This is a genomic window from Ereboglobus luteus (assembly GCF_003096195.1).
Classification (GTDB): domain Bacteria; phylum Verrucomicrobiota; class Verrucomicrobiia; order Opitutales; family Opitutaceae; genus Ereboglobus; species Ereboglobus luteus.
Genome location: NZ_CP023004.1, coordinates 593,742 through 615,890, shown reverse-complemented (window position 1 = coordinate 615,890; position 22,149 = coordinate 593,742). Strand labels below are relative to the sequence as shown.

The following is a 22,149-nucleotide window of genomic DNA, read 5'->3' as shown; positions in this document are numbered from 1 at the left end:
GGTTCCCGCGCGTTACGTTGATTTACCATAATCGAAAGTCAGGCGAAGCATGTCCCTGAGTTGTATTCCATTTTCGAAAATCGGGACTTGGTAGTTTTTGATGAAAAAATCCCGGTCGATGGATGAAACACGAAAACCCTGTCGTTGATAAAAACTCAGTTGGTAACCAAAGCTGCCGGTGCCGACTGTCAGTTGTTTCGCGCCCAGCTTTCCGATTTCTGCGATGACATGCCGGAGCAACCGCGCGCCGATGCCTTTTTGCTGGTGAGCCGGCGCAACGGAAATGCACATCAGTTCGTAAACTTTTTCGGCGGTGGGAATGACCGCGCATGCGCCAACCGGCAAGCCATCGAGCCACGCGGCAAAGCATGTTGACCGGGGCAGGTAGCCCTTGAGTTTTTCCTCGGATGGGTCCGCCTGCAAAAGCAGATCAATCGGGATTTCCTTGTGCGAGACCTCGGTGATTTCGACTGGCGGGGACATCGGGCCGTTACGGGAAACGAAGCCCCAAGCTACTTCTTCATGAGCTTGTGCGCGAGTTGCGCCATCGAGAAGCGCATGGCGGCTTCGACACGGTCGAGCTCCTCGGGAGTCATGCTGTCGCGGTTTTTCAGCGCGGCCTCGGCCCGCTTGACCGCGGCCTCGGCGGCGTTGGTGTCGATCTCCTCGTCGTTGATTGCGTTTTCAGCGAGGATGGAAACACGGTCGCACTCGATCTCCGCAAAGCCGTCGCCAATGATGATGTAATCCTCCACGCCGTCCTTCGTCACGCGCAACTCGCCGGCGCGCACTTGCGTAAGCAGCGGCAGGTGGCCGGGCAGAATTCCAATCTCACCGGACGTCGTGGGAACGACAACCGTGTCTATCGTTTCGGAATAAACGCAGGCTGCTGGTGTGACGATTTCGAGTGTTAACATGGGAGGAAAGTTCTGAAGACCTGAATGCTTGAAGGCTGAATGTCGGAGATTCTGTGGTGTGAAATTTGAGTGAGTGAATGTATTTTTTCAGCCTTCAGGCTTTTATTTTTTGGCGAGTGCCAAAATCTCGTCGATGCTGCCCTTCATGAAGAAGTCGGCCTCGGCGGCCTCGTCGAGTTCGCCGTTGAGGATCATCTTGAAGCCGCGGATTGTCTCGGCGACGGGCACGTATTTGCCGGGGAAGCCGTTGAAGACCTCGGCCACCGAGAAGGGTTGCGAGAGGAAGCGTTGCAGTTTGCGCGCGCGATACACGGTCACCTTGTCCTCGTCGGAGAGTTCGTCCATGCCGAGGATGGCGATGATGTCCTGAAGGTCCTTGTAGCGCTGGAGCACTCGCTGGACTTCGCGGGCGGTGTTGTAGTGTTCCTCGCCGACGATCGCGGGATCGAGCGCCTTGGATGTGGAGGCGAGGGGATCGACGGCGGGATAGATGCCGAGCTCGGCGACGGAGCGCTCCAAAACGATGGTGGAGTCGAGGTGGGCAAAGGTGTTCGCGGGCGCCGGGTCGGTGAGATCGTCGGCGGGCACGTAAACGGCCTGCACCGAGGTGATGGAACCGTTTTTGGTCGAGGTGATGCGCTCTTGCAGGATGCCCATTTCATTGGCGAGCGTGGGCTGGTAACCGACGGCGGAGGGCGAGCGGCCGAGCAGCGCGGAGACCTCGGAGCCGGCTTGCGAAAAGCGGAAGATGTTGTCGATGAAGAGCAGCACGTCCTGGTGCTTTTCGTCGCGGAAATACTCGGTCATCGAGAGGGCGGAGAGGGCGACGCGCATGCGGGCGCCGGGCGGTTCGTTCATCTGGCCGTAAACGAGCGCGACTTTTGACTTGGAGAGGTCGTCCTGGTTGATGACCCCGGCCTCGGACATTTCGTGATAGAGGTCGTTGCCCTCGCGGGAGCGCTCGCCGACGCCCGCGAAGACCGAGTAGCCGCCGTGCGCCTTGGCGATGTTGTTGATGAGCTCGAGAATGACGACGGTTTTGCCGACGCCCGCGCCGCCGAAGATGCCCGCCTTGCCGCCTTTGAGGAACGGGCAAATGAGGTCGAAGACCTTGATGCCGGTCTCGAGGATTTCGGCCTTGGTGTCCTGCTCGACGAGGGCGGGCGGATCGCGGTGGATGGGATAACGTTTTTCGGCGGTGACGGGGCCGCGGTCGTCAACGGTGTCGCCGGTGACGTTGAAGATGCGTCCGAGCACGCCTTCGCCGACGGGCACGGTGATCGGGGCGCCGGTGTCGATGACATCCATGCCGCGCACGAGTCCCTCGGAGGAGGACATGGCGATGGTGCGCGCAACGCCGTCGCCGAGGTGCTGCTGGACTTCGAGCGTGAGTTTCTCGGCCTTGCCCGCGGCGGTGAACTCGACAGTGAGCGCCTGGTTGATGGGCGGGATTTCGTTTTCGGCGAACTGCACGTCAACGACGGCGCCGAGGACTTGAGTAATTTTTCCTGTTGTCATATAAAAATTCGAATGCCGAGAGGCGTATGGAGGATGCGTGTGTGTTGGATAATTAGAGGCGAAAAATTAAAGTTCTGAAGACCTGAAGGCTGAAGGGCGGTGGTAATTGGTGAGTGATTGGATTGCGGATGGTTTGTTTTCAGGTTTTTCAGCTTTGTTGCGCAAAGCTGGCCGCGGCGATTTCGATGATTTCGTTGGTGATCGCGGTCTGGCGGGCTTTGTTGAATTTGAGCGTGAGGTTGTCGAGGAGCTTGGAGGCGTTGTCCTTCGCGGTCTTCATGGCGACCATGCGGGCGCTGTGCTCGGAGGCTTTCGCACCGAGGAAATACTGGTGGATGACGCGGTTCACATAGAATGGGAGCAGCGCGTCGAGCACGGCTTTCGGGCCGGGTTCGTAAATGAACTCGCGCGTGTCGCATTTGTGCTCGGCACCGCTTTGCTTGCGAAGGTCCTCAACCGCTTGGGCGAGGTTAGCCAGCGGGAGCACGGGGCGGAGCTGGGGCACTTGCACGAGCGTGTTTTTGAAGGTGGCGTAGAGGACTTCGATGGTGTCGATCTCGCCTTCGAGATATTTTTTCACCATGAACTGAACGACGTTGCGGGTTTCCGAGAATGTCACGTGGTCGCTGACGGGGAAGTCGGCGATCATGTCGCGTTTCATCCGGGCGAGGTATTGCGTGCCCTTGCGTCCGACGGAGACAAACTTCGCGGATGTGGTGCGCGGAATGTTGTCGGAGATGAGCTTGAAGAGGTTGGTGTTGAGGGGCCGCAGAGGCCCTTGTCGGTCGTAATGAGAAGGATGCCGCGCGTCTTGATTTCGCGCTTGTCGATGAATGGGTGGAGACTCTCGCCCTCTTCGAAATGCGGGGCGATGTTGGCGATCATCGACACGAGGAGGCTGGCGTAGGGCCGGCCCGAGATCGCGGCTTGCTGCGCCTTCTTCATTTTCGAGGAGGCGACAAGCTCCATCGCCCGCGTGATCTGGCGGGTGTTTTTGACGGATTTAATCCGCCTGCGTATGTCTCTGGTTGATGGCATCGGGTTGGTGTCGGCGGATTAAATCCTAATGAATAATGGATAATGTGGAATGGATAATGGGGCGCGACTGCGTCGCGTCCGGCGGCGGGACGCCGCCGCTCCTTGCACAGGCATGTTTTCGCGCGCGGGCGTGGTCGTGTGGGCCTTTGGTTTCATTATACATTTTACATTCTTCATTAGCAAAAAGCCGTCAGGCTTTTTGCGTAAGCTGCCACTCGTCGGTCGCCGCCTTGATCTTGGCTTCGAGGTCCTTGTCGAGCGCGGCCTTGGTGCGGATCTCGGTGAGGATATCCTCCTTGCGCGTGGCGAAGAATTCGCGGAGCGATTTGGCGGTGGCGATGATGTCCTTGATTTCGAGCGCGTCGTAATAGCCGTTTTGCATGGCCCAGAGGGTCACGACTTGCTGCTCGATCGGAATGGGCGCGCCGGCGGGTTGCTTGAAGAGTTCGACGATGCGGCTGCCGCGGTCGAGCTGCTTCTTGGTGCGTTCGTCGAGGTCGGAGCCGAATTGCGCGAAGGCGGCGAGTTCGCGGAACTGGGCGAGCTCGCCCTTGAGTTTTCCGCCGACTTGTTTCGTCGCCTTGATTTGTGCCGAGGAGCCGACGCGGGAAACCGAGAGACCCACGGAAACCGCCGGTCGCGTGCCTTGGTTGAAGAGGTCGGTTTCGAGGAAGATTTGGCCGTCGGTGATGGAGATGATGTTTGTCGGAATGTATGCGGAGATGTCGCCCGCGAGTGTTTCGACGATGGGAAGCGCGGTGAGCGAGCCCTTGCCGTCGAGGCGAGCGGCGCGTTCGAGGAGGCGCGAGTGGAGATAGAATACGTCGCCGGGATACGCTTCGCGGCCGGAGGGGCGCTTGAGGATGAGCGAGATCTGGCGGTAGGCGACGGCGTGCTTGGAAAGGTCGTCGTAGATGATGAGCGCGTCCATGTTGTTTTCCATGAACCATTCGCCCATTGCGGCCCCGGCGAAGGGCGCGATGTATTGGTTGGCGACGTTGTCGGCGGCGGGCGCGGCGACGACGACGGTGTATTCGAGCGCGCCGGCGGCTTCGAGTGTCGCGATGGTGCGGACGATGTTGGAATTCTTCTGTCCCACGGCGACGTAGATCGAGTAGATGGGGCGGAAGTTCGGGTCGCCCGAGGCGAGGCCGATTTTGTTGATCTTGGCCTGGTTGAGAACGGTGTCGATGGCGATGGTGGTCTTGCCGGTGCCGCGGTCGCCGATAATGAGTTCGCGCTGGCCGCGGCCGATGGGAATCATCGAGTCGATGGCGGTGATGCCGGTGAAGACGGGTTGCGAAACGGATTTGCGGGAGATGATGCCGGGCGCGATGCGCTCGACGGGATAGGTTTCCTTGGCGTCGATGGGGCCCTTGCCGTCCACGGGATTTCCGAGCGCGTCAACGACGCGGCCGAGCAGAGCCTTGCCGACGGGCACGGAGAGGAGTTTGCCGGTGGTCCGCACTTCGTCGCCTTCCTTGAGGGCGGCGATGTCGCCGAGGATGATGCAGCCGACTTCGTCCTGCCCGAGGTTGAGCGCGATGCCGATGGCGTTTCCGGGGAACTGCACCATTTCGTTATACATGGCATCGGAGAGTCCGTCGATTTGCGCGACGCCGTCGGCGAGGGCGCGAATCGTCCCCGTATTGCGTTTGGTGGTTCGAGTGGTGAGTTGTGCTATTTGAGCTTCGACTTGTTCTAGGACGGTCATGATGGGACGATTCTAATGAATAATTGATAATGAATAATGTATAATGAAAAGGGCGAGCGGGGACGTTATTCGGTTTCGTCTCCGTTGTTTTTGTCGTTTTTGGTTTTTTTGATAATTGTTATGAAGATTCGTATAAGCTCCTCGGTCTCGTCGCGAAGCGGTTGTATGCGGGCGGACTTTACCAGTTTGGAATCCTGTATGTTTCGCAACCAAAAGTTAGACTCGGCCAGCTCCCTGAGGCAGTCGCCCATTTTTGCTATAAACTCGGGCTTGGTGCGGCCAAAATCCGCCTCGCTGTAATTCGCGCCGACCGACGTCCCCGAACGCAGCACTTGCATGCCGAGGACTTGGGCGACTTTACCTTCGGGCAACGCCTCAAAGAGGGCGATTATCCGGCGTCCATATTGGTATGTGCGCTCAGGAAGGTCTTTGTCGTTTTTATTCATTATACATTTTCCATTATACATTAGCTTCAGTTGCCGCCGGTGGCGTCCGCAAGCATGCGGAGCGAACCGGCAACTGAAGCGTCATACACGTCATCGCCGACGCGGACGCGGAGGCCGGCGAGGAGTTCGGGCGTGGACTTGGGCACGGGTGCGACGGGGCGCGCGTAGTGTTTTGTCATGGCGGCGGCGATTTGCGCGATGATCGCGTCGCTGACCGGGCCTGCGTGCTCGATGAGCGCCTGCGTGCGCGCGACTTCGATTGCGAGAAAATGGCGGTAGGCCTTGAGGAGCGCGATCGCACCGGCGGATTTCATCTTTTCAACGCAAACGAGCACGGCGGCGACGCGTTCGGACGAGGGGCGTCCGTCGGCGCCGAGACTCAGCTTCACAAGCTGGCGGGCGAACTGGGTTGTTTTTTTGCCGGGCTTCATGGCGCGATGCTAATGAAAAATAGATAATGAATAATGTGTAATGGAAAATGAGGCATTATAATGACAGGCAGGCTGGTTTGTTCATTATACATTATTCATTTTTCATTATTAATTAGGCTCTCCGAGGCTGTCGCGTTATATGCGGCGCGGTCCTCGTCGGAGAGCCGCTTGGCGAGCACGCGCTCGGTGGTGGCGACGACGAGGCGGGCGATTTCGCCGCGGGCGTCGGCGAGCATTTTCTTGTGCTCGAGCTCGACGGCCTGCTGCGCCTTGGCGACGATGTCGGCGGCGCGCACGACGGCTTCCTGCTGTTGTTTGTCGGCGTATTCCTTGGCGGTTTTTTGCGTGTCGGCGATGATTTGCTGCGCCTTGGTTTGCGCCTCGCGAAGGATCGCCTCCTGCTTTTGCTGCGAGGCGGCGAGCTCGGCCTTCATTTGCTCGGCATATTTAATGCCCTCGTCGATTTTTTTCTGGCGCGTGTCGAGGGTCGCGAGGATCGGCTTGAAGGCGAACCTCCAGAGAATATACGCCACCACGCTGAAGCTGACGATCTGCGCGGTGAGGTTCGGCCAGTCGATGCCGAATTTATGGATGATTTGCGTGATGCCCCGGCGGATTCCGGGTGGGGGACTGTTGCCTCGGCTAGAATGAGCAGCGGTGAGAGCATGATGGTTTATGCCGGCTGGCGCGCGTTGTGATTGAGTTTAATAAGGGAGTTGAAACTGCGCCGGAACGGTTTGGTTCCGGGCCGGCGCGGTGGAAGTTTTTTTGCGGCGAAAAAGTCCGGCTCAGAGGAAGAGCGAGTAGAACGCCACGGCCTCGGCGAGCGCCATGCCGAGAATGGATTGGACGAGGATCTTGCCCGAGGCGCCGGGATTGCGGCCGACGGCTTCGACGGCTTTCATGCCGACGAGACCCACGCCGATGGCGGCGGCGAAACAGCCGAGCGCGCCTTGGATGCTGCCTGTGATTTCTGCGATGATGGGAATCATGTTGTGTGTGATGTTTTGTTGTTGGTTGTTGTTCCGCCGTGCGCGCTCATGGCACGCTCCCGGCGGGAAAGTGGAAAATGGTCAGTTCGGCGCGGCGGTTGCGACGGTTGGCGTTGTTGTTGCGACGGTTCCCGGAGCGGGCGCCTCGATGGCGGCGCGGGAGTCTTCTTTTGCCTTTGTCCCGGCTGCGTCGTCATGCGCCTCCTCGTGTCCGTCCTCGTGGTTGCAGATGAGCCCGATGTAAACGCTCACGAGCAGCGTGAACACGAGCGCCTGCACCAAGCCGATTAGCACTTCGAGAAAATAAAACGGTATCGGCAGCCCCCATTTGAAGAGCGCCTGCATGCTGTGGAGTAGGTTTTCGCCGCCGAAGACATTTCCGAACAAACGGAAGGAGAGCGAAACGGGCCGGAATACAATCGAGATGATCTCAATGATGCCCACCAGGAAAAACACGAGATACAGGAACAGGTAGATGGGCAGCGGCACCTCGCGCCGGTCCGCCTTGTTGCCAAACCAGTCCGCGAGCACGGCCTTCAAGCCGGCGTAGCGCAAAATGAAATACGCCCAAGCCGCGGTCGCGATCAATGCCAGCGCGATGGTCATGTTCATGTCGGCGTTGCCGGGGCGGATGATCTCCTTCCAGCCCGCGCCTTCGTCCCACACGCGCAGCGTCCCGACTCCGGGAAACAGGCCGCTCCAATTCTGAATCAGGATAAAAATAAACAAACCCACCAGCAGCGGAAACGCCGGCTTGGCCACGCGTTTTCCCACGATCGGCGTAATCATGTTCAGGAGCCCCTCCACCAGACTTTCGACCATCGCCTGTGCGCGCGTCGGCACAAGCTTCGGGCGTTTTCCGATCGCAAGCCTCACCGCCACGATCAACGCCAGCGCGACAAGCCAGCTCGTCACCATGCTGTTTGTGATTGAAATCGGGCCGATCTTGAAAAGTTCGCCGGCGGCGGTGGCGACCGCGGAATGCCCTTCTGCTCCTGATGCAAAAGCCGCCGTCGCAAATGCGAAAACTGAAAGGGCCAAGGTTAGTATTTTGCCACGAGACATGATTGTTTTGGAATACCGAAGGGCGGGTGAGGGCTAAGGTTATTTGAACGTTAAGTGACGTTGGATAATCGAAGCAATCAGGTCGCGTCAACGGCGGAAAATGTTTTATTCGGAAGATGTCGGCGCCGGTTGCGATGCGCTAAGAAAAAGATTCAAGCGGTCAATATTGACATACGAACGGGCGACATTCGGCGGCAAGTGGATGCGTCTCCGCCTCATGCACTGGGTGCCATTTCATGGCGGCGTTGCCGTGGTGCGACGCTAGGCGCGCACCGCCACAAGTGACTGGTGCGCCGCGGCTTTCTGTTGAAACACAGTTGCGTATTCGAACGGCCACGACGCGGCGGGATCGCCCTTGTCCGCCAGCCGCCAGCGCGGGTGTTCACCGACGACTTCGCGCGCCGCGGTGAAATAATCGCGGTCGTCCGTGCGGAAACAAAGCCGCGCGCCCGGCTCCGCGCGTTCCGCGAGCCGGTCGAGGATTTCGGCGCGCATGATCCGGTGCTTGTGATGCCGGCGCTTTGGCCACGGATCGGGAAACAGGATGAAAACATCAGCCAGCGCGACATGCTCCGGAAGCACGGACAAAAATTCCACCGCCTCCGCCTGGACAAACGCAAGCCTGTCGCCAAGCGCGGCGCGCTCGCATTTGCGATTCGCGCGGCGGACACGGTCGCCGATCAGGTCGAGCCCCGCGCAAAACGGCGCTTGCGGATGCGCCTCCGCGTAGGCCGTGAGAAAATGCCCGTGCCCGCAACCGATTTCCAGCGTGATGCGCGACCGCTCGCGCAAAAGCGCGCCGAGCGTTTCGCGAAGCGCGGCGATGCGCGCGTCGCGTTCGGCGAGAAAGTTGGCGGTGCGAACGGGATTTTCCACGAGCGCGACACGATGCGGGCCGCGCGTCGCGATGCAAGGATTGTGTGTTTGCGTAACCGCGCTTTGCGCGCCGCCGTCTCGAAAGGCTTGCGCCAATCCAATTTCGCAAAAATGAAAAAACTCCTTCCCCTCCTGCTTGCGCTTTCGCTTGTTGCCAACGCCGCCCTCGTCATCACGCACTTCCGCGGCGCGTCCGCCCAAGCCTCCTCCATTCGCATCACTCCCGCCAAAAAGACCGGGCACAATGCCCGTGCCGCGGACGCCGCCGCGTCGGTTGCCCTGCCCGAGGATGCGGAACTCGCCACGCTCCACGACAAGCTCGTCGCTTCCGGCATTCCTCCCGAAGTCGCGCGCGATGTCACGCGGGCCTTGCTCTGGAAACCCTTGCAAGACCGCCAGCGCGCCATGATAGAGGCCAAAAACGCGGGCAAGCCCTACTGGCAGCAAACGCGCGCCGGCAAGCAACAGCTCACCGCCTCGGAGCGCGCCGAGCTCCGCGCGATTTCCGAGCAAATCGAAGCCCGCGCGGCCAGCCTTTTCCCGGGCGAATACAACAGCCGCGCCACGACGCGTTACGGTTTTCTGCCCGCCGACAAGGCCGCCGCGATTTACCAACTCCAGCGCGATTACGCCAACATGAGCGACGGCGTCACCGAGGAAACCTCGCTCTTTCGCATCCCTTCCGACAACGCCAGCCGTAAACTCCTTCGCGAGGAGCAGCGCCGCGACCTCGAGGCGATCCTCTCCCCCGCCGAGCTCGCCGAATACGACTTGCGCCATTCGCCCGCCGCCGCCGAATTGCGCAAACGTTTCGCCGCGCTTCCCGATTCCACCGAGGCCGAATATAAAACCGCCTACGCCATTACGCAAAGCCTCAACGAATCCAAGAACGACCCCGCCGCCCAAAAACTCGCCGCGCAGCAGCTTCGCGATCTGTTCGGCCCGGAGCGCTACACTGAATTCCTTCGCGCCAACGACAGCGACTACGCCGCGCTCCAAGGCGCCGCCGCCCGCTTCGACCTCCCCGCGGCCACCGTTGACAAGGTTTACGGCCTGCGCGACCAGGCTGTTTCCCTCTCGCAACAAATCGCCGCCGACAAATCGCTTTCGCAGAGGGAAAAACAACAGGCGCTCAGAACCCTGGCCAGCCAGATGCGCGCCGACGTGCGCAACAACCTCGGCGATGAAATCGGCAACGCCTATCTCGACAAAAACATGACCTGGCTGGAAAGCCTTTCCAGGGGCAATGTCCTGACCTCCAACGCCACCGGAAAAATTTCAAGCAAACCCGTCCCCGCCCCGAAAAAATCCGGCCCGGGAAACAAACAACAGAAGGGCGCAAACAAATCCGCCAAGGGGAAACCCGGAAAAACTAAGAAATAGCCAAGCGGGGCGGTTGGCGGAATGTCGCTGGTGCTTGGAACGGCGAAACCGCCCTGCCCAAAGCGGTTATTTCTGGAGCCGCACCGGGATTGTTTCAGCTGGGCGCGATGTTGTCGCGTCCTGTGATAGTCAGCGAATTGCGAATCCGCTGAACTCCGGCGGGCGCCGGGACGGGATGCGCTCGGTTTTGCGGATGTAACCGTGCATGCGATCCTCGAGCGCGGTGATGAAGCCCTTGACTTCGGACTCGCGGCCCTCGGCCTCGATATGCACTCGTCCGTCGAGAATGTTGGTCACGTAACCGGCGACTTCATATTCGCGGGCGACTTGCATCGTGGTGTAGCGAAAACCCACGCCTTGCACGTGGCCGGCAAAATAAACGGTTTCGTGATAGGTGGTGTTGGCGGGTTCGGTCATGATTTGGAGGTTGTTTCAATAAAACACATTCCGGTCGAGGCTGCGGTATTGGATGGCTTCGAGCAGGTGTGGCGACTCGATTTTTTCGGAGCCTGCGAGGTCGGCGATGGTGCGCGAGACTTTTGAGATGCGGTCGTAGGCGCGCGCGGAGAGGGAGAGTTGCTCCATGGCGTGCTGGAGGAGGTCGCCGAGCGTGCTGTCGATGGCGCAGTGCTTGCGGATTTGCGCGTGAGTCATGCGCGCGTTCGCGGTGGCGGCGGTGCCTTGGAATCGGGCGAGCTGGAGGTCGCGCGCGGTTTGCACGCGGTCGCGGATGGCGGAGGAGGGTTCGCCGGGAGCTTCGTTGCGAAGCTCTGAAATGGAGAGCGCGGGAGCCTCGATGTGGATGTCGATGCGGTCGAGGAGCGGGCCGCTGATGCGCGAGCGGTAGCGCTGGATTTGCGCGGGCGCGCAACGGCATTCGTGCTTCGGATCGCCGAGGTAGCCGCAGGGGCAGGGGTTCATTGCGGCGACGAGAACAAAGGCGCACGGGAGCGTGACTTTGCCGGCGCTGCGCGAGATGGTGACCGAGCCGTCCTCAAGCGGCTGGCGCATGACTTCGAGCGCGGAGCGCTTGAACTCGGGCAGTTCGTCGAGGAAGAGGATGCCGTGGTGAGCGAGCGAGATTTCGCCGGGGCCGGGAATTGCGCCGCCGCCGAGCAGGCCGACGTCGGAGATGGTGTGATGCGGGGAGCGCACGGGGCGGCGCCCGAGTTGCACGGGGCCAGAGATCGTTTGCCCGGCGGCGGAGTGGATGCCGAGGATTTCGAGCGATTCATCGAGCGTGGGCGCGGGCATGATCGTGGGGATTCGTTTTGCGATCATGGATTTGCCGGAGCCGGGAGGGCCGATCATCAAGAGATTGTGGCCGCCGGCGATGGCTACCTCGACGGCGCGGCGCAGGGCGTGCTGGCCCTTGATCTCGGAGAAGTCGCCGATGGCGTCGTCGTGTTGCGGGCTTCTGTCGGGCGGGGGTGTCGGCGGCAGGGAAATCTCGCCGTTGAGGAAGCGGAATGCGCGGTCGAGCGAATCGACGGCGTGGACGTTGATGCCTTCAACAAGCGCGGCCTCGGGGGCGTTTTGGAGAGGGAGCAGAACTCCGCGTTTGCCGAGGCGCTTGGCGAGGCGGGCGATGGCGAGCGCGCCTCGGATGGGGCGCGTGGCGCCGGAGAGCGAGAGTTCGCCCGCGATGAGGTAATCGTCGAGAGGCGCGTCGGGCCGGAGGGTTTTGGCGCTGCCGTCGGCGCGCGTTGCGGCGAGGACGCCGAGGGCGATGGGCAGGTCGTAGAGAGGGCCTTCCTTGCGGAGATCGCCGGGGGCGAGGTTGATCGTCGTGCGCGAGAAGGGTTTTTTGAAACCGCTGTTGCCGAGCGCGGAGAAGACGCGGTCGGTGGATTCCTTCACGGCGGTGTCGGGCAGGCCGACGACGATGAGTTTGAGTTCGCCGGCCTCGCCGGTGTTGACCTCAACGTGGACGAGCTCGGCGTCGATGCCCTGGAGGGTGGCGGAGTTGAGGGTAGCGAGCATGGGGGAGGAAGTTCTAAAAGCCTAAAAACCTGAAAGCCTGAAGGCTGAAAACTGAATGACTGAACGCGCCGGTGACGCAAGGTTGTTTCAGCCTCTCCGGTTTCCCGCCTTTTCGATTTCAGCCTTCAGGTCTTCAGGCTTTCAGGTTTTTCTCGATCCGCCCGATATTGGCGTTGACGGCGTCGACGTAGGGGTTGGGGCCGTCGGGGTAGGGGTGGGCGAGGAAGCGATAAACGCCTAGAAGTTCTTTTTCGAGGCGCGGCTGGACATATTTGCGCCAGAAAACGGGGGTGTCGGTTACAAGCTCCTCCAGTGTTTTGAAGCGACGCTGGGCGGCGGGGATGTTGGCGTAGTCGTCGGACTCCTTGAGCTCGGCAAAGAGCAGGGGGAGCGATTCGGGGTAATCGGGCGCGGCTATTTGCCCGAGGTAATCGGCGGTGGCGACCGCGCACCCCACGATGCCGTCGATGGGTTCCTGAAAACGAAAATGGTGGGAGCCTTGCGTGAACGCCGTGCAGCGGATCATCGCGAGGATGCTGTCGAGCTCGGTGAGCGTGATGCCGTGCCGCGGGAGGTATGACGACGCAAACGAGCAACTGCGAAGGACATGCGTGAATGTGTATTTGGCGCCCGTGCCCTGCGTGTCGGCGCGCAGTTTCAGGTAGCCGGTGTCGTGAAAGAGCACGGCGCAAGCGCCGAGTTCATATTGGCGCGGAGTGAGGCGCGGTTCGGTGCCGGACATGTGCCAGCCCTCCATGATGCCGTTGTAGCATAGAAGGACTTGCATGGTGTGTTGCAAATTGTGGTAGGGGGTGTCGCTGGCTTGGTAATCGGGATGCCGGCCTTCAAACATTGCCTGCACATGGTCGAAAATTTCGGGCACAAGGTGGATCGTTGTGTCCGGAAACATCCGCAGGAAGCTGGTGGTCAGAATGGCCTCCAGTTGGTCAACGGTTATGAGATGCGAGCCGTTGTTCATGTTTTTTTAACAATGTTTGCAATACGGGTGTTATTAATTTTAATCATGAATGCAATTAAGTAATTGCAGTTGTATCCATTTAGCTGATTTTTTTGTGCAGATAACGTATTGTTAATACCGATGATTTTAGGAATCACAGGCGGCATGGGTTGCGGCAAATCGACTGCAACACGCATTTTTGAGGAGATGGGCTTCCGGCGCATCGACTCGGATGCGCTCGTGCGCGACCGGATTCTCACCTCGCCCGAATGTGTGGCGGAGGCCAAACGGCGTTTTGGCGCGGAGGTGATCGTCACCGATGCGGCGGACTGCGGGCAAATCGACCGCCCGGCGCTGGCGCGGGTGCTTTTTGCGGACGAGGCGAAGCTGCGCGCGTGGGAGGATTTCGTTTTGCCGCGGTTGTATGTGTTGTGGCGGGAACAACTTGAGGGCGACCGGGCGGCCAATTGGGTGGTGGAGGCGCCGCTCCTTTATGAAAAAGGTTTGGAAAATTGGTTTGATTTCGTCGTTTGCGTGGCCTCATCTAGCGCAACTCAGTTTGCGCGGTTGGCAGAGCGCGGTGTTTCCCACACGCTCGCCGCGCAACGAATTTCCAAGCAATTGCCCTTGGCCCAAAAAATTGAAAAAGCCGACTTCGTGTTGTCCAACGATGGCAGCACGGATTTTCTCCGAGACCAGATCAAACACTTGGCCGCCCGCCTTGTTTGAACTGCAAACGGAGGCGCGCCCGCTTTCCGCGCCCGTATTCCGTTCCCCGATTTTCACCTTAATCCACAACCTTAAACTCAAACTTTAACCTTAACCTATTTCCATCATGGCAAGATCCAAAAAAGTCACCGACGGCGAGGCGCCCGCCCCGAAACGCAAGCCGGGCCGTCCGCCCCGCGCAAAAAAAGCCGCCGAACCCGCCGCCGCCGAAACCACAATCGTTGAAACCGAAGCCGCGCCCGCGCCCGAAACCGAACCCGCGCCAAAAAAGACGCGCGCCCCCCGCAAGCGCACGAAAAAGGCCGCCGCCGCTGAAAACGTAGACGAGCTTCCCCTCGGCCAGACCGAAAACGAATCCGGGAACGATGCCGCTTCCGCGCCGGAAAAACAGGAGCGCGAAACCTTCAAGCCCGCCGCGAAGACCGAATCGGCGTCCATGACCGACGCTGACACATCCGACGCATCCGATGCAAACCGCGCGGTCGCGCACGACGCCGACGAATCCGTTTCGCGCACCGACTCCGTTTCCGACGCGTCAGCCGGCGACACAAGCGTCGCGCCTGCTGATTCGCAACAAGCCTCCGATGCCGCCGCTCCCGCCGAGGGCGGCCAGGCGGCCCAGCAAAACCAGCAGCAAGGCGGCGACAACGGCGGCGGCCAGCAGCAGCCTTACGAATCCTACTGGAAGCGCATCAAGCGCGAGAAAAAGGAAAAGAAGGCGCGCAAGTGGGCCGAGCAGCAATCCAAGCACGGGCAGCACGTCAGCAAGCATCCTCAGCAACCGCCCCCGCCGAGCCTCAACCCCGTCTTCGGCGACCTGCCCGCGCCCGACCGCTTCGCCGACGTTGCCGCGCTCGACACGCTCGCCGCCGAAATCGCGGACGGCACCGCCGGGCACGAACCGATTTATCTCGAAAAACTCTACGCGCTCACGCTCGCCGAACTCACCGCCGAGGCGCGCAACCGCAACGCCGCCTTCGAGGGCGCGCCCAACCGCAAGCAACTCATCGCCGCCATCTTCAAGGTCGCCGAGGAGCAAAAAATCCCCCTCCTCGACAACGGCTACATCGACCTCACCGACCGCGGCTACGGATTCATCGTGCACGAATCGGTGAACTACCGCCTGTATCCGGAAAACGCCTACCTGCCCGAAAGCCTCGTCAAACGCTACGGCCTCAAGCGCGGCCACCGCGTGCAAGTGCTCGTGCAAGTTCCACGCGAGGGCGAACGCTGCCCGTCCGTCGTCAAGGTCAACAGCGTCATGGACATGCCGCCCGAGGAAATCTCGAAAACCGTGCCCTTCGAGGAGCTCATCCCCTACTATCCGCTCAAGCGCATCCTCCTCGAGGCGCCCGGCGTGCACAAGGACGTCTCCATGCGCGCCGTCGATATCCTCACGCCAATCGGCTTCGGCCAGCGCGGCCTCATCGTCGCCCCGCCGCGCACCGGCAAGACGATCCTCCTGCAAAACATGGCCAACTCCATCTCGGAAAACTTCCCCGAGGTGAAGTTGATCCTCCTGCTCGTCGACGAACGCCCCGAGGAAGTCACCGATTTCAAGCGCCACACAAAAGGCGAAGTCGTCGCGTCCACCTTTGACGAGGCGCCCGAAAGCCATGTGCACGCCGCCGAGATGGTCGGCGAAAAAGCGCGCCGCATGGTCGAGCAAGGCCAGCACGTCGTGATCCTCCTCGACTCGATCACGCGCCTCGCCCGCGCCTACAACGCCCTCGCGTCCAATTCCGGCAAGATCATGTCCGGCGGCATGGAGGCGACCGCGCTCCAAAAACCGAAACGCTTCTTCGGCGCCGCGCGCAACATCGAGGGCGGCGGCTCGCTCACCATCATGGGCACCGCGCTCGTCGACACTGGCAGCCGCATGGACGAAGTCATCTTCGAGGAGTTCAAGGGCACCGGCAACATGGAGCTCCACCTCGACCGCGGCCTCGTTGACAAGCGCATCTTCCCCGCGATCAACATGGACCGCTCCGGCACGCGCAAGGAGGAGCTCATCTACCATCCCGACGAAATGCTGCGCATCTACGGCCTGCGCCGCGCCATGCAGGGCATCCCGCCCATCGACGCCATGGAGATGTTCCTCCAGCGCCTCAAGAAAACCAAGACCAACGCCGAATTCCTCATGGCGCTGAACCAATAAAAAAATCGACTTAAATCGACTCAAGTCGCTTTAAGTCGAACTTCCCCAACACAACCACACCACATGCGCACCACCGTTTTCACCATCGCGAACCAAAAAGGCGGCGTCGGCAAAACCACGACGGCCGTCAACCTCGCCGCCGCGCTTGCCGCGAGAAAAATCCCGACGCTCCTCGTCGATCTCGACCCGCAGGCCAACGCCACCAGCGCCATCGGCGTCGAGAAACAGCAGGGCAAAAGCCTCTACGATCCGCTCCTCGGCGAAGGCTCCGCCACCGACATGATCGTGGAAACGCCGGTGAAAAACCTCTGGCTCATCCCGAGCGAGGAGGACATGGCCGCCGCCGAAATCGAACTCGCGCAAACCGAAAACTACCTCGCGCGCCTGCGCGGCGTGCTCCAGTCGATCAAGGACACCGGCCGCTTCCGCGTCATCATCCTCGACTGCCCGCCCGCGCTCGGCATGCTCTCGATGAACGGCCTCGGCGCCGCCGACCACCTCCTCATCGCGCTCCAATGCGAATACATGGCGCTCGAAGGCCTCGGCCAAATCCTGCGCAACGTCAACCGCATCAAGGAAGCCGGCATCAACGACGCACTCGACCTCGGCGGCATCGTGATGACCATGTATGACGTGCGCACAAACCTCTCCCGCCAGGTCGTCGATGAAGTGCGCAAGCATCTTCCCGAAAAAGTGTTCGACACCGTGATCCCTCGCACCGTGCGCCTCAGTGAGGCGCCGAGCTTCGGCAAAACAATTTTCGACTACGACCCGCTCTCCCCCGGAGCCTCGGCCTACAAAAATCTCGCGAAGGAACTGATCACGCGCTTCGAGCTGATCGAGCCGAAGGAAACGCCCACATCGTAGCGCAGACTGCCAAGTCTGCCTGATTGAGATTTCTGAAAAAGCAGACTTGGCAGTCTGCGCTACCGCGATGATCCGCTCCCTCAACAAATATCGCCACGTCTTTCTCGTCGGGCTGCAAAGCAACCTGATCTACCGGTGGAATTTTCTCATTCGCGCGAGCTTTTCGGCGTTTCACCTCGTCGTCGTCTTCATGCTCTGGAGCGCGGCCTACGAGGGCAAAACCGAGATCGGCGGCTTCAACGTCGCGCAAACCATGACCTACTTCATCGCGCTCATGGTGATCCGTTTTTTCATCAGCGCGTTCAACGAGGACTATCAAATCTCCGAGGAAATCCGCAACGGCCTCATCAACCAGTTTCTGCTGAAACCGATCGACTACTTCATCTACCGCCTGAGCATATTTGGCGCGGCGCGATTTGTGTCGGGGCTGCTGGCGATCGTGCCGCTGCTCGTCGCGCTGCCCTTCGTGCGCGACTACGTGGAGCTGCCCTTCGGCGAAGGCGAGGCGTGGCGCTTATACTTCGGCCTGCCCGCGCTGGCCATGTCCGCGGTGATCCAGTTCACAATCGCGTTTTGCTTTGGGATGCTGACATTCTGGTTTCTCGAAATCCAGTCGTTCGTTGTCCTCTCGTATGCGATCGAGTCGCTCCTCGCCGGACAAATCTTCCCGCTCGACCTGCTTCCGCGCCCGCTTTTCATCATCTCGCAATACCTGCCCTATTATTACCAAATGTATTTCCCCGTGGCGATCCTCACGGGCCGCCTGAACGACCCCGCCGGTGCCGCGCAAGGCCTGATGCTGCAATTCGCCTGGATGATTGTCCTGCTAACCATCGCCCGTCTCCTCTGGACGCGAGGCCTCAGACGCCACACGGCAGTCGGCGGCTGACATGAATTCGAATTAGGTTTGCGCATTACGAATCGAGTCAGTTTCTTATTATAAACAAGGCCAATACCCTCGGATAGCGCTCCTGTTATCATGAAAAAATCCTCAATACTGTCTGCCCTGTCAATCGCCACCCTCATTGTGGCGACGGCGTTCTGGTTTATTACCCACCGCGATGCGCCTCCTCTTGCACGCGTCAAATCTTCCGCCATCCCTTCCGCCATGCCGCCCGAAGCGCAAAGCGCCTCGGGGTTTGCCAGTTTGGGAGCCACTGAATTGGTTGCTGATATCACAGCCCTTTCTGATTCTCTCGCACGCATGCACAAGGGCGACTCTTTCACGCTTGTGTTGCCTGATGGCATTCATGCGAGTGGAACGGTAAATGTCGTCACGCTTCGACCTGATGGCACCCGTTATGTCGGCGGCAAACTCGACGGCTGGCAGCGTGCGTCGGTTTTCTTTTCCCTAACGGACCGTATTATCTCTGGTGATGTAATTATCGAAGACGAGCAGCGCGCCTTTGTCCTCGACGCTTCCATCAATGACTCAGCCGGCGCTGTTTGGCGGGAGAAGCGGCTCGACGAAGTCATTTGTCACCCTTTCCTGCCCGCTATCCACGCCACGCTTCAATCGTCGCCCGACTCCGAGGTTGCCGGCTTGGCTTTGCGGAAAACACCGGTGCCTGCCTACGAGAGTCGTCCTGGTGCGGAGGTTGTTGTTTTTCTTTGTTTTGAGGGAGCCCTCATCGAGGGCACGCAATGGAATGTTGTTTGCACTGACGGTGAGCCCATCGTGGTTGCGCCTAGTGATTATTCTAATTCCGACATCGTTGAAATTTGGCGGAAGGTCAGCGAAGATTATGCGCCGTTTAACATCAATGTGACCACCGATCCTGCCGTCTATGCGCGCGCCGCGTCCGATCATCGTGTCCGTTGCATTTTCACGTCCGACAGCCAGTGGTATGACCCGTCCGGGCAAGTCGGCGGAGTTGCCATCCTCTCTGTTCTCGGGCGCGATGGCGACATGTATCCATGCTGGGTGTTTACCTCCAGCCAGAGTTTCGCGGCTGAATCTGCATCGCACGAAATCGGACACACATTCGGGCTGTTGCACGACGGACAGAAACAGAAAACTGCCAATTCCAGCGAAGGCGGCGAATACTATTATGGTCATGGCGCCTCTCCCATGAGTTGGGGTCCCATTATGGGTAGTTCCGGTCGCAGGCACGTTATCCAATGGAGCAAATGTGAATATGCTGACGCTGTAAACCGGAGCGGCACCGGCAATACCTTCCTGTCTCCCCCGCAGGATGACATTGATCTGATCGCCAATTACAGACTTCCCCGCGCTCCTTACACACACATCGCTCCCGGCTTCGTGGATGACAACATTGGCAATACTCCGGCCAACGCCGTGCCGCTGATATTGTCCAGGGATACCAGCGATCCGCGCCAGACCGGCGTGATTATCTCCGAAACCGACGCCAATTACCATCGCTTCGTGCTTACCGGCACGCGCTCAGTGTCGCTTCGCGCCAACAATAACGCAATCACCGGGGAGGCCAACCTCAACATCCGCCTCGACCTCCTGGATCACAACGGCTCTATTCTTGCGACCAGTGGCACCGGCATCGCAACAGATTCCTTCACCGATCACACGCTTGCCGCCGAGTTGCTTCGGCTGCCCATGACCAGTGGCACTTATTTTGTCAAAATCTCCGGTTGTGGCTATAAGAATCCCGCCACCGATGGGTTCTCCGCTTATGGCAGCATTGGTCATTATACGTTTTGGGGCGCCGTCGATAACATCCAGCCTGGCGCACCTGTCGTTACCATGCGCCCCTCGGGCACGACTCTCGAATATGCCTCCGGAGTTCTCTCCCCCGACCCTCTTTCTCTCACTGTTACCGCCACCGGCGCTGCGCCGCTTTCTTATCTTTGGAGCAAGGACAGTCGGTTTCTCTCCAATACTACTCGCGCCGATGGCACCGTGCTCGCCGGTGTCAACACCGGCACGCTTGTCATCACCAACCCCATGCCCTCTGATGCGGGCAGCTACAGTGTCATTGTCACCGATGCCAACGGTCTCTCCGTTGTCAGTTCCGCCACAGTCGCCCTCACTAAACCCGATGCCCCCGTCATTACCGCGCAACCTTTCTGCCGAGTTACCACCACTTCTGGTGCGCGGTCTGCTGCCTTTTTGGTCATTGTTGCGTCCCATGCACCGGTTTCTTACCAATGGTTCAAGGATGGGGTCCCGCTCACCAATACCGGACGCTACTCCGGAGTCACCACCGATACTCTCATCGTTGCTGATTTAACCGATGCCGATGCCCTCGTTAATTACACCGTTCGCGTCAGCAACATCGGCGGTCACACTATCTCCAACATCGTTAACACCACTATTAACAACACTGTCATCACCATTGAACCCGCTACTCCCATGATCGTTGAAGGTGGCGAGATCACATTGAAAGCGCATGACAGCAGCGGCAGCGCCGATCCGCAAACGCCGCTCGTTTGGCAGCGGCGCGCGCCCGGTGCAACCGCTTGGCACTCGGTCACGGGCAACGATTCCACCGGTGCAAGCCTGCTGCTCGAAAACGTCAGCCTTGCGCAAAATGGAGAGAGTTACCGGATCGTTGTCGGTAATGACAACACTCCTCCTGTCACATTGCGCGTTATCCCTGATTTTATTCCCTCGCCCAGCGGGCTCGGCGCGATGAATACAACCATCTCCTCGACCGCCACCATTTATTCTGTTTCCGACAGCACGCTTTATATTGTTAGCGCGGAGGCGCACACCGTCCAGTCAATGAAAGTTTTTGCCACAAACACCCTCGGGTTGATCGACCTCAAGGCTGGCGCGTCCGGGCAGGCGGGATTTGCCGACGGCACCGGCACCAACGCCCGTTTCAACGCCCCGCTGGGCGCTGATGTCCGTAACTGGAATTGCACGATCGCCGATACGGAGAATCACGTTATCCGCCTTATGAAAGTCTCTTCCGGCAAGATCACCACCATCGGCGGTCTTGCCGGTTCTCCAGGTTTTGCCGACGGCACCGACACAGAGGCTCGCTTCAACGCTCCCGCGGGTGTTGTCAAGGCCACTTGGGCCGACAATTATTTCTATGTGGCAGACACGGAAAACCACGCTGTCCGGCAAATCTACCTCCACATCACCAGTCGCACTCCCATCGTTACCACAGTGGCGGGTTTGCCCGGGCAAAGCGGCTTCGCCGACGGCACTGGGGCAAATGCCCGTTTTGACACTCCGCTGGCCATCACCATGGATCGCAACGGTAATATTTACGTCGCGGATAGTGCAAACAGCGCCGTTCGCAAAATCACTCCCGTGGGCTCCGGCACCACCGCCACCTACACCGTGAGCACACTCGGTCTCGACACCCCCGGAGGGGCGCCCTTTGTCGTTCCGAGCGGCCTTTATGTGGATGGGTCTTATTACCTTTATGTTGCTGACGCCGGGGCTCACGCCATCTTCCGTGCGCCCCTCGCCAATCCTCGTGTTTTTGAGCGAGTCGCAGGTGCGGAGGGTGGATCCGGTTTTCTTGACGGTCCCGCGCTCTCCGCCCGCTTCAACATGCCAAGCGGGCTGACTAAGGATAGTCACAATGCCCTATACATTGCTGACCACGGCAACAACGCCCTTCGCGTTTTAACTTCCAGCGGCACTGTTTTCACCATCTCTCCCACAACGGAGGTTCCTCCTTTGTCTGTTACGCCAGCCAAGCTTACTGTCGGCTCTCAAGCGGTTAGGGCGAGCTTCGATGTGTCCTTCCCGATGGCATGGAGGGCGACAATAGAATCTGGCGCGGACTGGGTCTATTTTAGCCACAATGATATGAAATTTGGCAGTGGCTCTTTAGGCCTGAGCTTCCACGGTCGTCCCGAAGCAGGCAAGACACGAACAGCGCGCATTCGTGTCAGCCAGATCAACGGTCAGGGGAACCCTGTAACTGTGACGCTTGAGCAAACCGCAACTTCTGGAACAGGCGGTAATACAGGAGGAAACGGCAACAATAATGGCAGTCCGAGCAACAGCAGTGGCGGCGGCGGTGGCGGAGCGCATTCGCTGCCCGCTCTCGTCGTCTTTCTCGCGATCTTCCTGTGGCGCGTCCGTCACATGCGGCTGGGGCCAAAGAAAAATGGCCGCTGAACTTATCACCGG

At 59.7% G+C, this 22,149-nt stretch carries 21 protein-coding genes; 6 read left to right on the top strand and 15 right to left on the bottom strand.

From position 1 onward, the window contains the following. Positions 1–12 precede the first annotated feature (12 nt). The 12 genes from CKA38_RS02355 to trmB form a co-directional block, all read right to left on the bottom strand. Positions 13–483 carry a GNAT family N-acetyltransferase gene (locus CKA38_RS02355; protein WP_192881146.1) on the bottom strand — a complete coding sequence of 157 codons (471 nt, stop codon included), beginning with the start codon at positions 481–483 and terminating at the stop codon, positions 13–15. 29 nt (positions 484–512) lie between these two features. After that, the gene (atpC, locus tag CKA38_RS02350) at positions 513–917 is read right to left on the bottom strand and encodes an ATP synthase F1 subunit epsilon (RefSeq protein WP_108824064.1); all 405 of its coding nucleotides are present in this window, start codon (positions 915–917) and stop codon (positions 513–515) included. A 102-nt stretch (positions 918–1,019) separates the two neighbouring features. After that, the gene (gene atpD / locus CKA38_RS02345) at positions 1,020–2,435 is read right to left on the bottom strand and encodes a F0F1 ATP synthase subunit beta (RefSeq protein ID WP_108824063.1); all 1,416 of its coding nucleotides are present in this window, start codon (positions 2,433–2,435) and stop codon (positions 1,020–1,022) included. 148 nt (positions 2,436–2,583) lie between these two features. Beyond that, a complete protein-coding gene (locus tag CKA38_RS02340) occupies positions 2,584–3,162 on the bottom strand; it encodes a F0F1 ATP synthase subunit gamma (RefSeq protein WP_250645171.1) in 579 nt (192 codons plus the stop codon). After that, on the bottom strand, positions 3,093–3,473 hold the full coding sequence (locus CKA38_RS16645) for a F0F1 ATP synthase subunit gamma (protein WP_250645169.1): 381 nt from the start codon (positions 3,471–3,473) through the stop codon (positions 3,093–3,095). Before CKA38_RS16645 ends, CKA38_RS02340 begins: the two co-directional genes overlap by 70 nt. Before the next feature lie 190 nt (positions 3,474–3,663). After that, on the bottom strand, positions 3,664–5,187 hold the full coding sequence (gene atpA, locus CKA38_RS02335) for a F0F1 ATP synthase subunit alpha (RefSeq protein WP_108824062.1): 1,524 nt from the start codon (positions 5,185–5,187) through the stop codon (positions 3,664–3,666). 65 nt (positions 5,188–5,252) lie between these two features. Continuing rightward, a complete protein-coding gene (locus CKA38_RS02330; protein ID WP_161554673.1) occupies positions 5,253–5,633 on the bottom strand; it encodes a four helix bundle protein in 381 nt (126 codons plus the stop codon). Positions 5,634–5,659: 26 nt separating this feature from the next. Then, the gene (locus CKA38_RS02325) at positions 5,660–6,064 is read right to left on the bottom strand and encodes a F0F1 ATP synthase subunit delta (RefSeq protein WP_108824060.1); all 405 of its coding nucleotides are present in this window, start codon (positions 6,062–6,064) and stop codon (positions 5,660–5,662) included. A gap of 95 nt (positions 6,065–6,159) precedes the next feature. Next, the gene (gene atpF / locus CKA38_RS02320) at positions 6,160–6,615 is read right to left on the bottom strand and encodes a F0F1 ATP synthase subunit B (protein ID WP_257791574.1); all 456 of its coding nucleotides are present in this window, start codon (positions 6,613–6,615) and stop codon (positions 6,160–6,162) included. Positions 6,616–6,852: 237 nt separating this feature from the next. Further along, positions 6,853–7,056 (bottom strand): ATP synthase F0 subunit C, encoded by a 204-nt coding sequence (locus CKA38_RS02315; protein WP_108824058.1) that lies wholly within the window; start codon positions 7,054–7,056, stop codon positions 6,853–6,855. A gap of 81 nt (positions 7,057–7,137) precedes the next feature. After that, positions 7,138–8,097 carry a F0F1 ATP synthase subunit A gene (atpB, locus tag CKA38_RS02310; RefSeq protein WP_236919112.1) on the bottom strand — a complete coding sequence of 320 codons (960 nt, stop codon included), beginning with the start codon at positions 8,095–8,097 and terminating at the stop codon, positions 7,138–7,140. A gap of 285 nt (positions 8,098–8,382) precedes the next feature. Then, positions 8,383–8,997 carry a tRNA (guanine(46)-N(7))-methyltransferase TrmB gene (trmB, locus tag CKA38_RS16200; protein WP_236919111.1) on the bottom strand — a complete coding sequence of 205 codons (615 nt, stop codon included), beginning with the start codon at positions 8,995–8,997 and terminating at the stop codon, positions 8,383–8,385. 111 nt (positions 8,998–9,108) lie between these two features. Here trmB and CKA38_RS16195 point away from each other — a divergent pair, with 111 nt between their 5' ends. Next, positions 9,109–10,380: a hypothetical protein gene (locus CKA38_RS16195; RefSeq protein WP_236919110.1), complete on the top strand. Its 1,272-nt coding sequence runs from the start codon at positions 9,109–9,111 to the stop codon at positions 10,378–10,380. A 129-nt stretch (positions 10,381–10,509) separates the two neighbouring features. On the opposite strand, the gene CKA38_RS02295 is transcribed toward CKA38_RS16195, so the two are convergent. From CKA38_RS02295 to CKA38_RS02285, 3 genes are all read right to left on the bottom strand, one after another. After that, the gene (locus CKA38_RS02295) at positions 10,510–10,797 is read right to left on the bottom strand and encodes an acylphosphatase (RefSeq protein WP_108824054.1); all 288 of its coding nucleotides are present in this window, start codon (positions 10,795–10,797) and stop codon (positions 10,510–10,512) included. Positions 10,798–10,812: 15 nt separating this feature from the next. Further along, positions 10,813–12,363, bottom strand: a complete 1,551-nt coding sequence (locus tag CKA38_RS02290) for a YifB family Mg chelatase-like AAA ATPase (RefSeq protein ID WP_108824053.1) — start codon at positions 12,361–12,363, stop codon at positions 10,813–10,815. 133 nt (positions 12,364–12,496) lie between these two features. Further along, on the bottom strand, positions 12,497–13,342 hold the full coding sequence (locus CKA38_RS02285; protein ID WP_108824052.1) for a hypothetical protein: 846 nt from the start codon (positions 13,340–13,342) through the stop codon (positions 12,497–12,499). Positions 13,343–13,462: 120 nt separating this feature from the next. Between CKA38_RS02285 and coaE the strand changes: the two genes are divergently transcribed. From coaE to CKA38_RS02260, 5 genes are all read left to right on the top strand, one after another. Then, positions 13,463–14,050: a dephospho-CoA kinase gene (coaE, locus tag CKA38_RS02280; protein WP_108824051.1), complete on the top strand. Its 588-nt coding sequence runs from the start codon at positions 13,463–13,465 to the stop codon at positions 14,048–14,050. A 106-nt stretch (positions 14,051–14,156) separates the two neighbouring features. Then, on the top strand, positions 14,157–16,208 hold the full coding sequence (rho, locus tag CKA38_RS02275) for a transcription termination factor Rho (protein WP_108824050.1): 2,052 nt from the start codon (positions 14,157–14,159) through the stop codon (positions 16,206–16,208). A gap of 63 nt (positions 16,209–16,271) precedes the next feature. Then, on the top strand, positions 16,272–17,075 hold the full coding sequence (locus CKA38_RS02270) for a ParA family protein (protein ID WP_108824049.1): 804 nt from the start codon (positions 16,272–16,274) through the stop codon (positions 17,073–17,075). A 67-nt stretch (positions 17,076–17,142) separates the two neighbouring features. Beyond that, positions 17,143–17,964 (top strand): ABC transporter permease, encoded by an 822-nt coding sequence (locus CKA38_RS02265; RefSeq protein WP_108824048.1) that lies wholly within the window; start codon positions 17,143–17,145, stop codon positions 17,962–17,964. Between the two features lie 90 nt (positions 17,965–18,054). Further along, positions 18,055–22,137: a hypothetical protein gene (locus tag CKA38_RS02260; RefSeq protein WP_152032623.1), complete on the top strand. Its 4,083-nt coding sequence runs from the start codon at positions 18,055–18,057 to the stop codon at positions 22,135–22,137. Positions 22,138–22,149: the final 12 nt, after the last annotated feature.

Excerpts from the sequence above, each read along its gene's own strand:
- CKA38_RS02355 (WP_192881146.1), bottom strand. The coding sequence starts at position 483 with ATGTCCCCGCCAGTCGAAATCACCGAGGTCTCGCACAAGGAAATCCCG.
- atpC (WP_108824064.1), bottom strand. The coding sequence starts at position 917 with ATGTTAACACTCGAAATCGTCACACCAGCAGCCTGCGTTTATTCCGAA.
- atpD (WP_108824063.1), bottom strand. The coding sequence starts at position 2,435 with ATGACAACAGGAAAAATTACTCAAGTCCTCGGCGCCGTCGTTGACGTG.
- CKA38_RS16645 (WP_250645169.1), bottom strand. The coding sequence starts at position 3,473 with ATGCCATCAACCAGAGACATACGCAGGCGGATTAAATCCGTCAAAAAC.
- atpA (WP_108824062.1), bottom strand. The coding sequence starts at position 5,187 with ATGACCGTCCTAGAACAAGTCGAAGCTCAAATAGCACAACTCACCACT.
- CKA38_RS02330 (WP_161554673.1), bottom strand. The coding sequence starts at position 5,633 with ATGAATAAAAACGACAAAGACCTTCCTGAGCGCACATACCAATATGGA.
- CKA38_RS02325 (WP_108824060.1), bottom strand. The coding sequence starts at position 6,064 with ATGAAGCCCGGCAAAAAAACAACCCAGTTCGCCCGCCAGCTTGTGAAG.
- CKA38_RS02315 (WP_108824058.1), bottom strand. The coding sequence starts at position 7,056 with ATGATTCCCATCATCGCAGAAATCACAGGCAGCATCCAAGGCGCGCTC.
- CKA38_RS16195 (WP_236919110.1), top strand. The coding sequence starts at position 9,109 with ATGAAAAAACTCCTTCCCCTCCTGCTTGCGCTTTCGCTTGTTGCCAAC.
- CKA38_RS02295 (WP_108824054.1), bottom strand. The coding sequence starts at position 10,797 with ATGACCGAACCCGCCAACACCACCTATCACGAAACCGTTTATTTTGCC.
- CKA38_RS02290 (WP_108824053.1), bottom strand. The coding sequence starts at position 12,363 with ATGCTCGCTACCCTCAACTCCGCCACCCTCCAGGGCATCGACGCCGAG.
- CKA38_RS02285 (WP_108824052.1), bottom strand. The coding sequence starts at position 13,342 with ATGAACAACGGCTCGCATCTCATAACCGTTGACCAACTGGAGGCCATT.
- coaE (WP_108824051.1), top strand. The coding sequence starts at position 13,463 with ATGATTTTAGGAATCACAGGCGGCATGGGTTGCGGCAAATCGACTGCA.
- rho (WP_108824050.1), top strand. The coding sequence starts at position 14,157 with ATGGCAAGATCCAAAAAAGTCACCGACGGCGAGGCGCCCGCCCCGAAA.
- CKA38_RS02270 (WP_108824049.1), top strand. The coding sequence starts at position 16,272 with ATGCGCACCACCGTTTTCACCATCGCGAACCAAAAAGGCGGCGTCGGC.
- CKA38_RS02265 (WP_108824048.1), top strand. The coding sequence starts at position 17,143 with ATGATCCGCTCCCTCAACAAATATCGCCACGTCTTTCTCGTCGGGCTG.
- CKA38_RS02260 (WP_152032623.1), top strand. The coding sequence starts at position 18,055 with ATGAAAAAATCCTCAATACTGTCTGCCCTGTCAATCGCCACCCTCATT.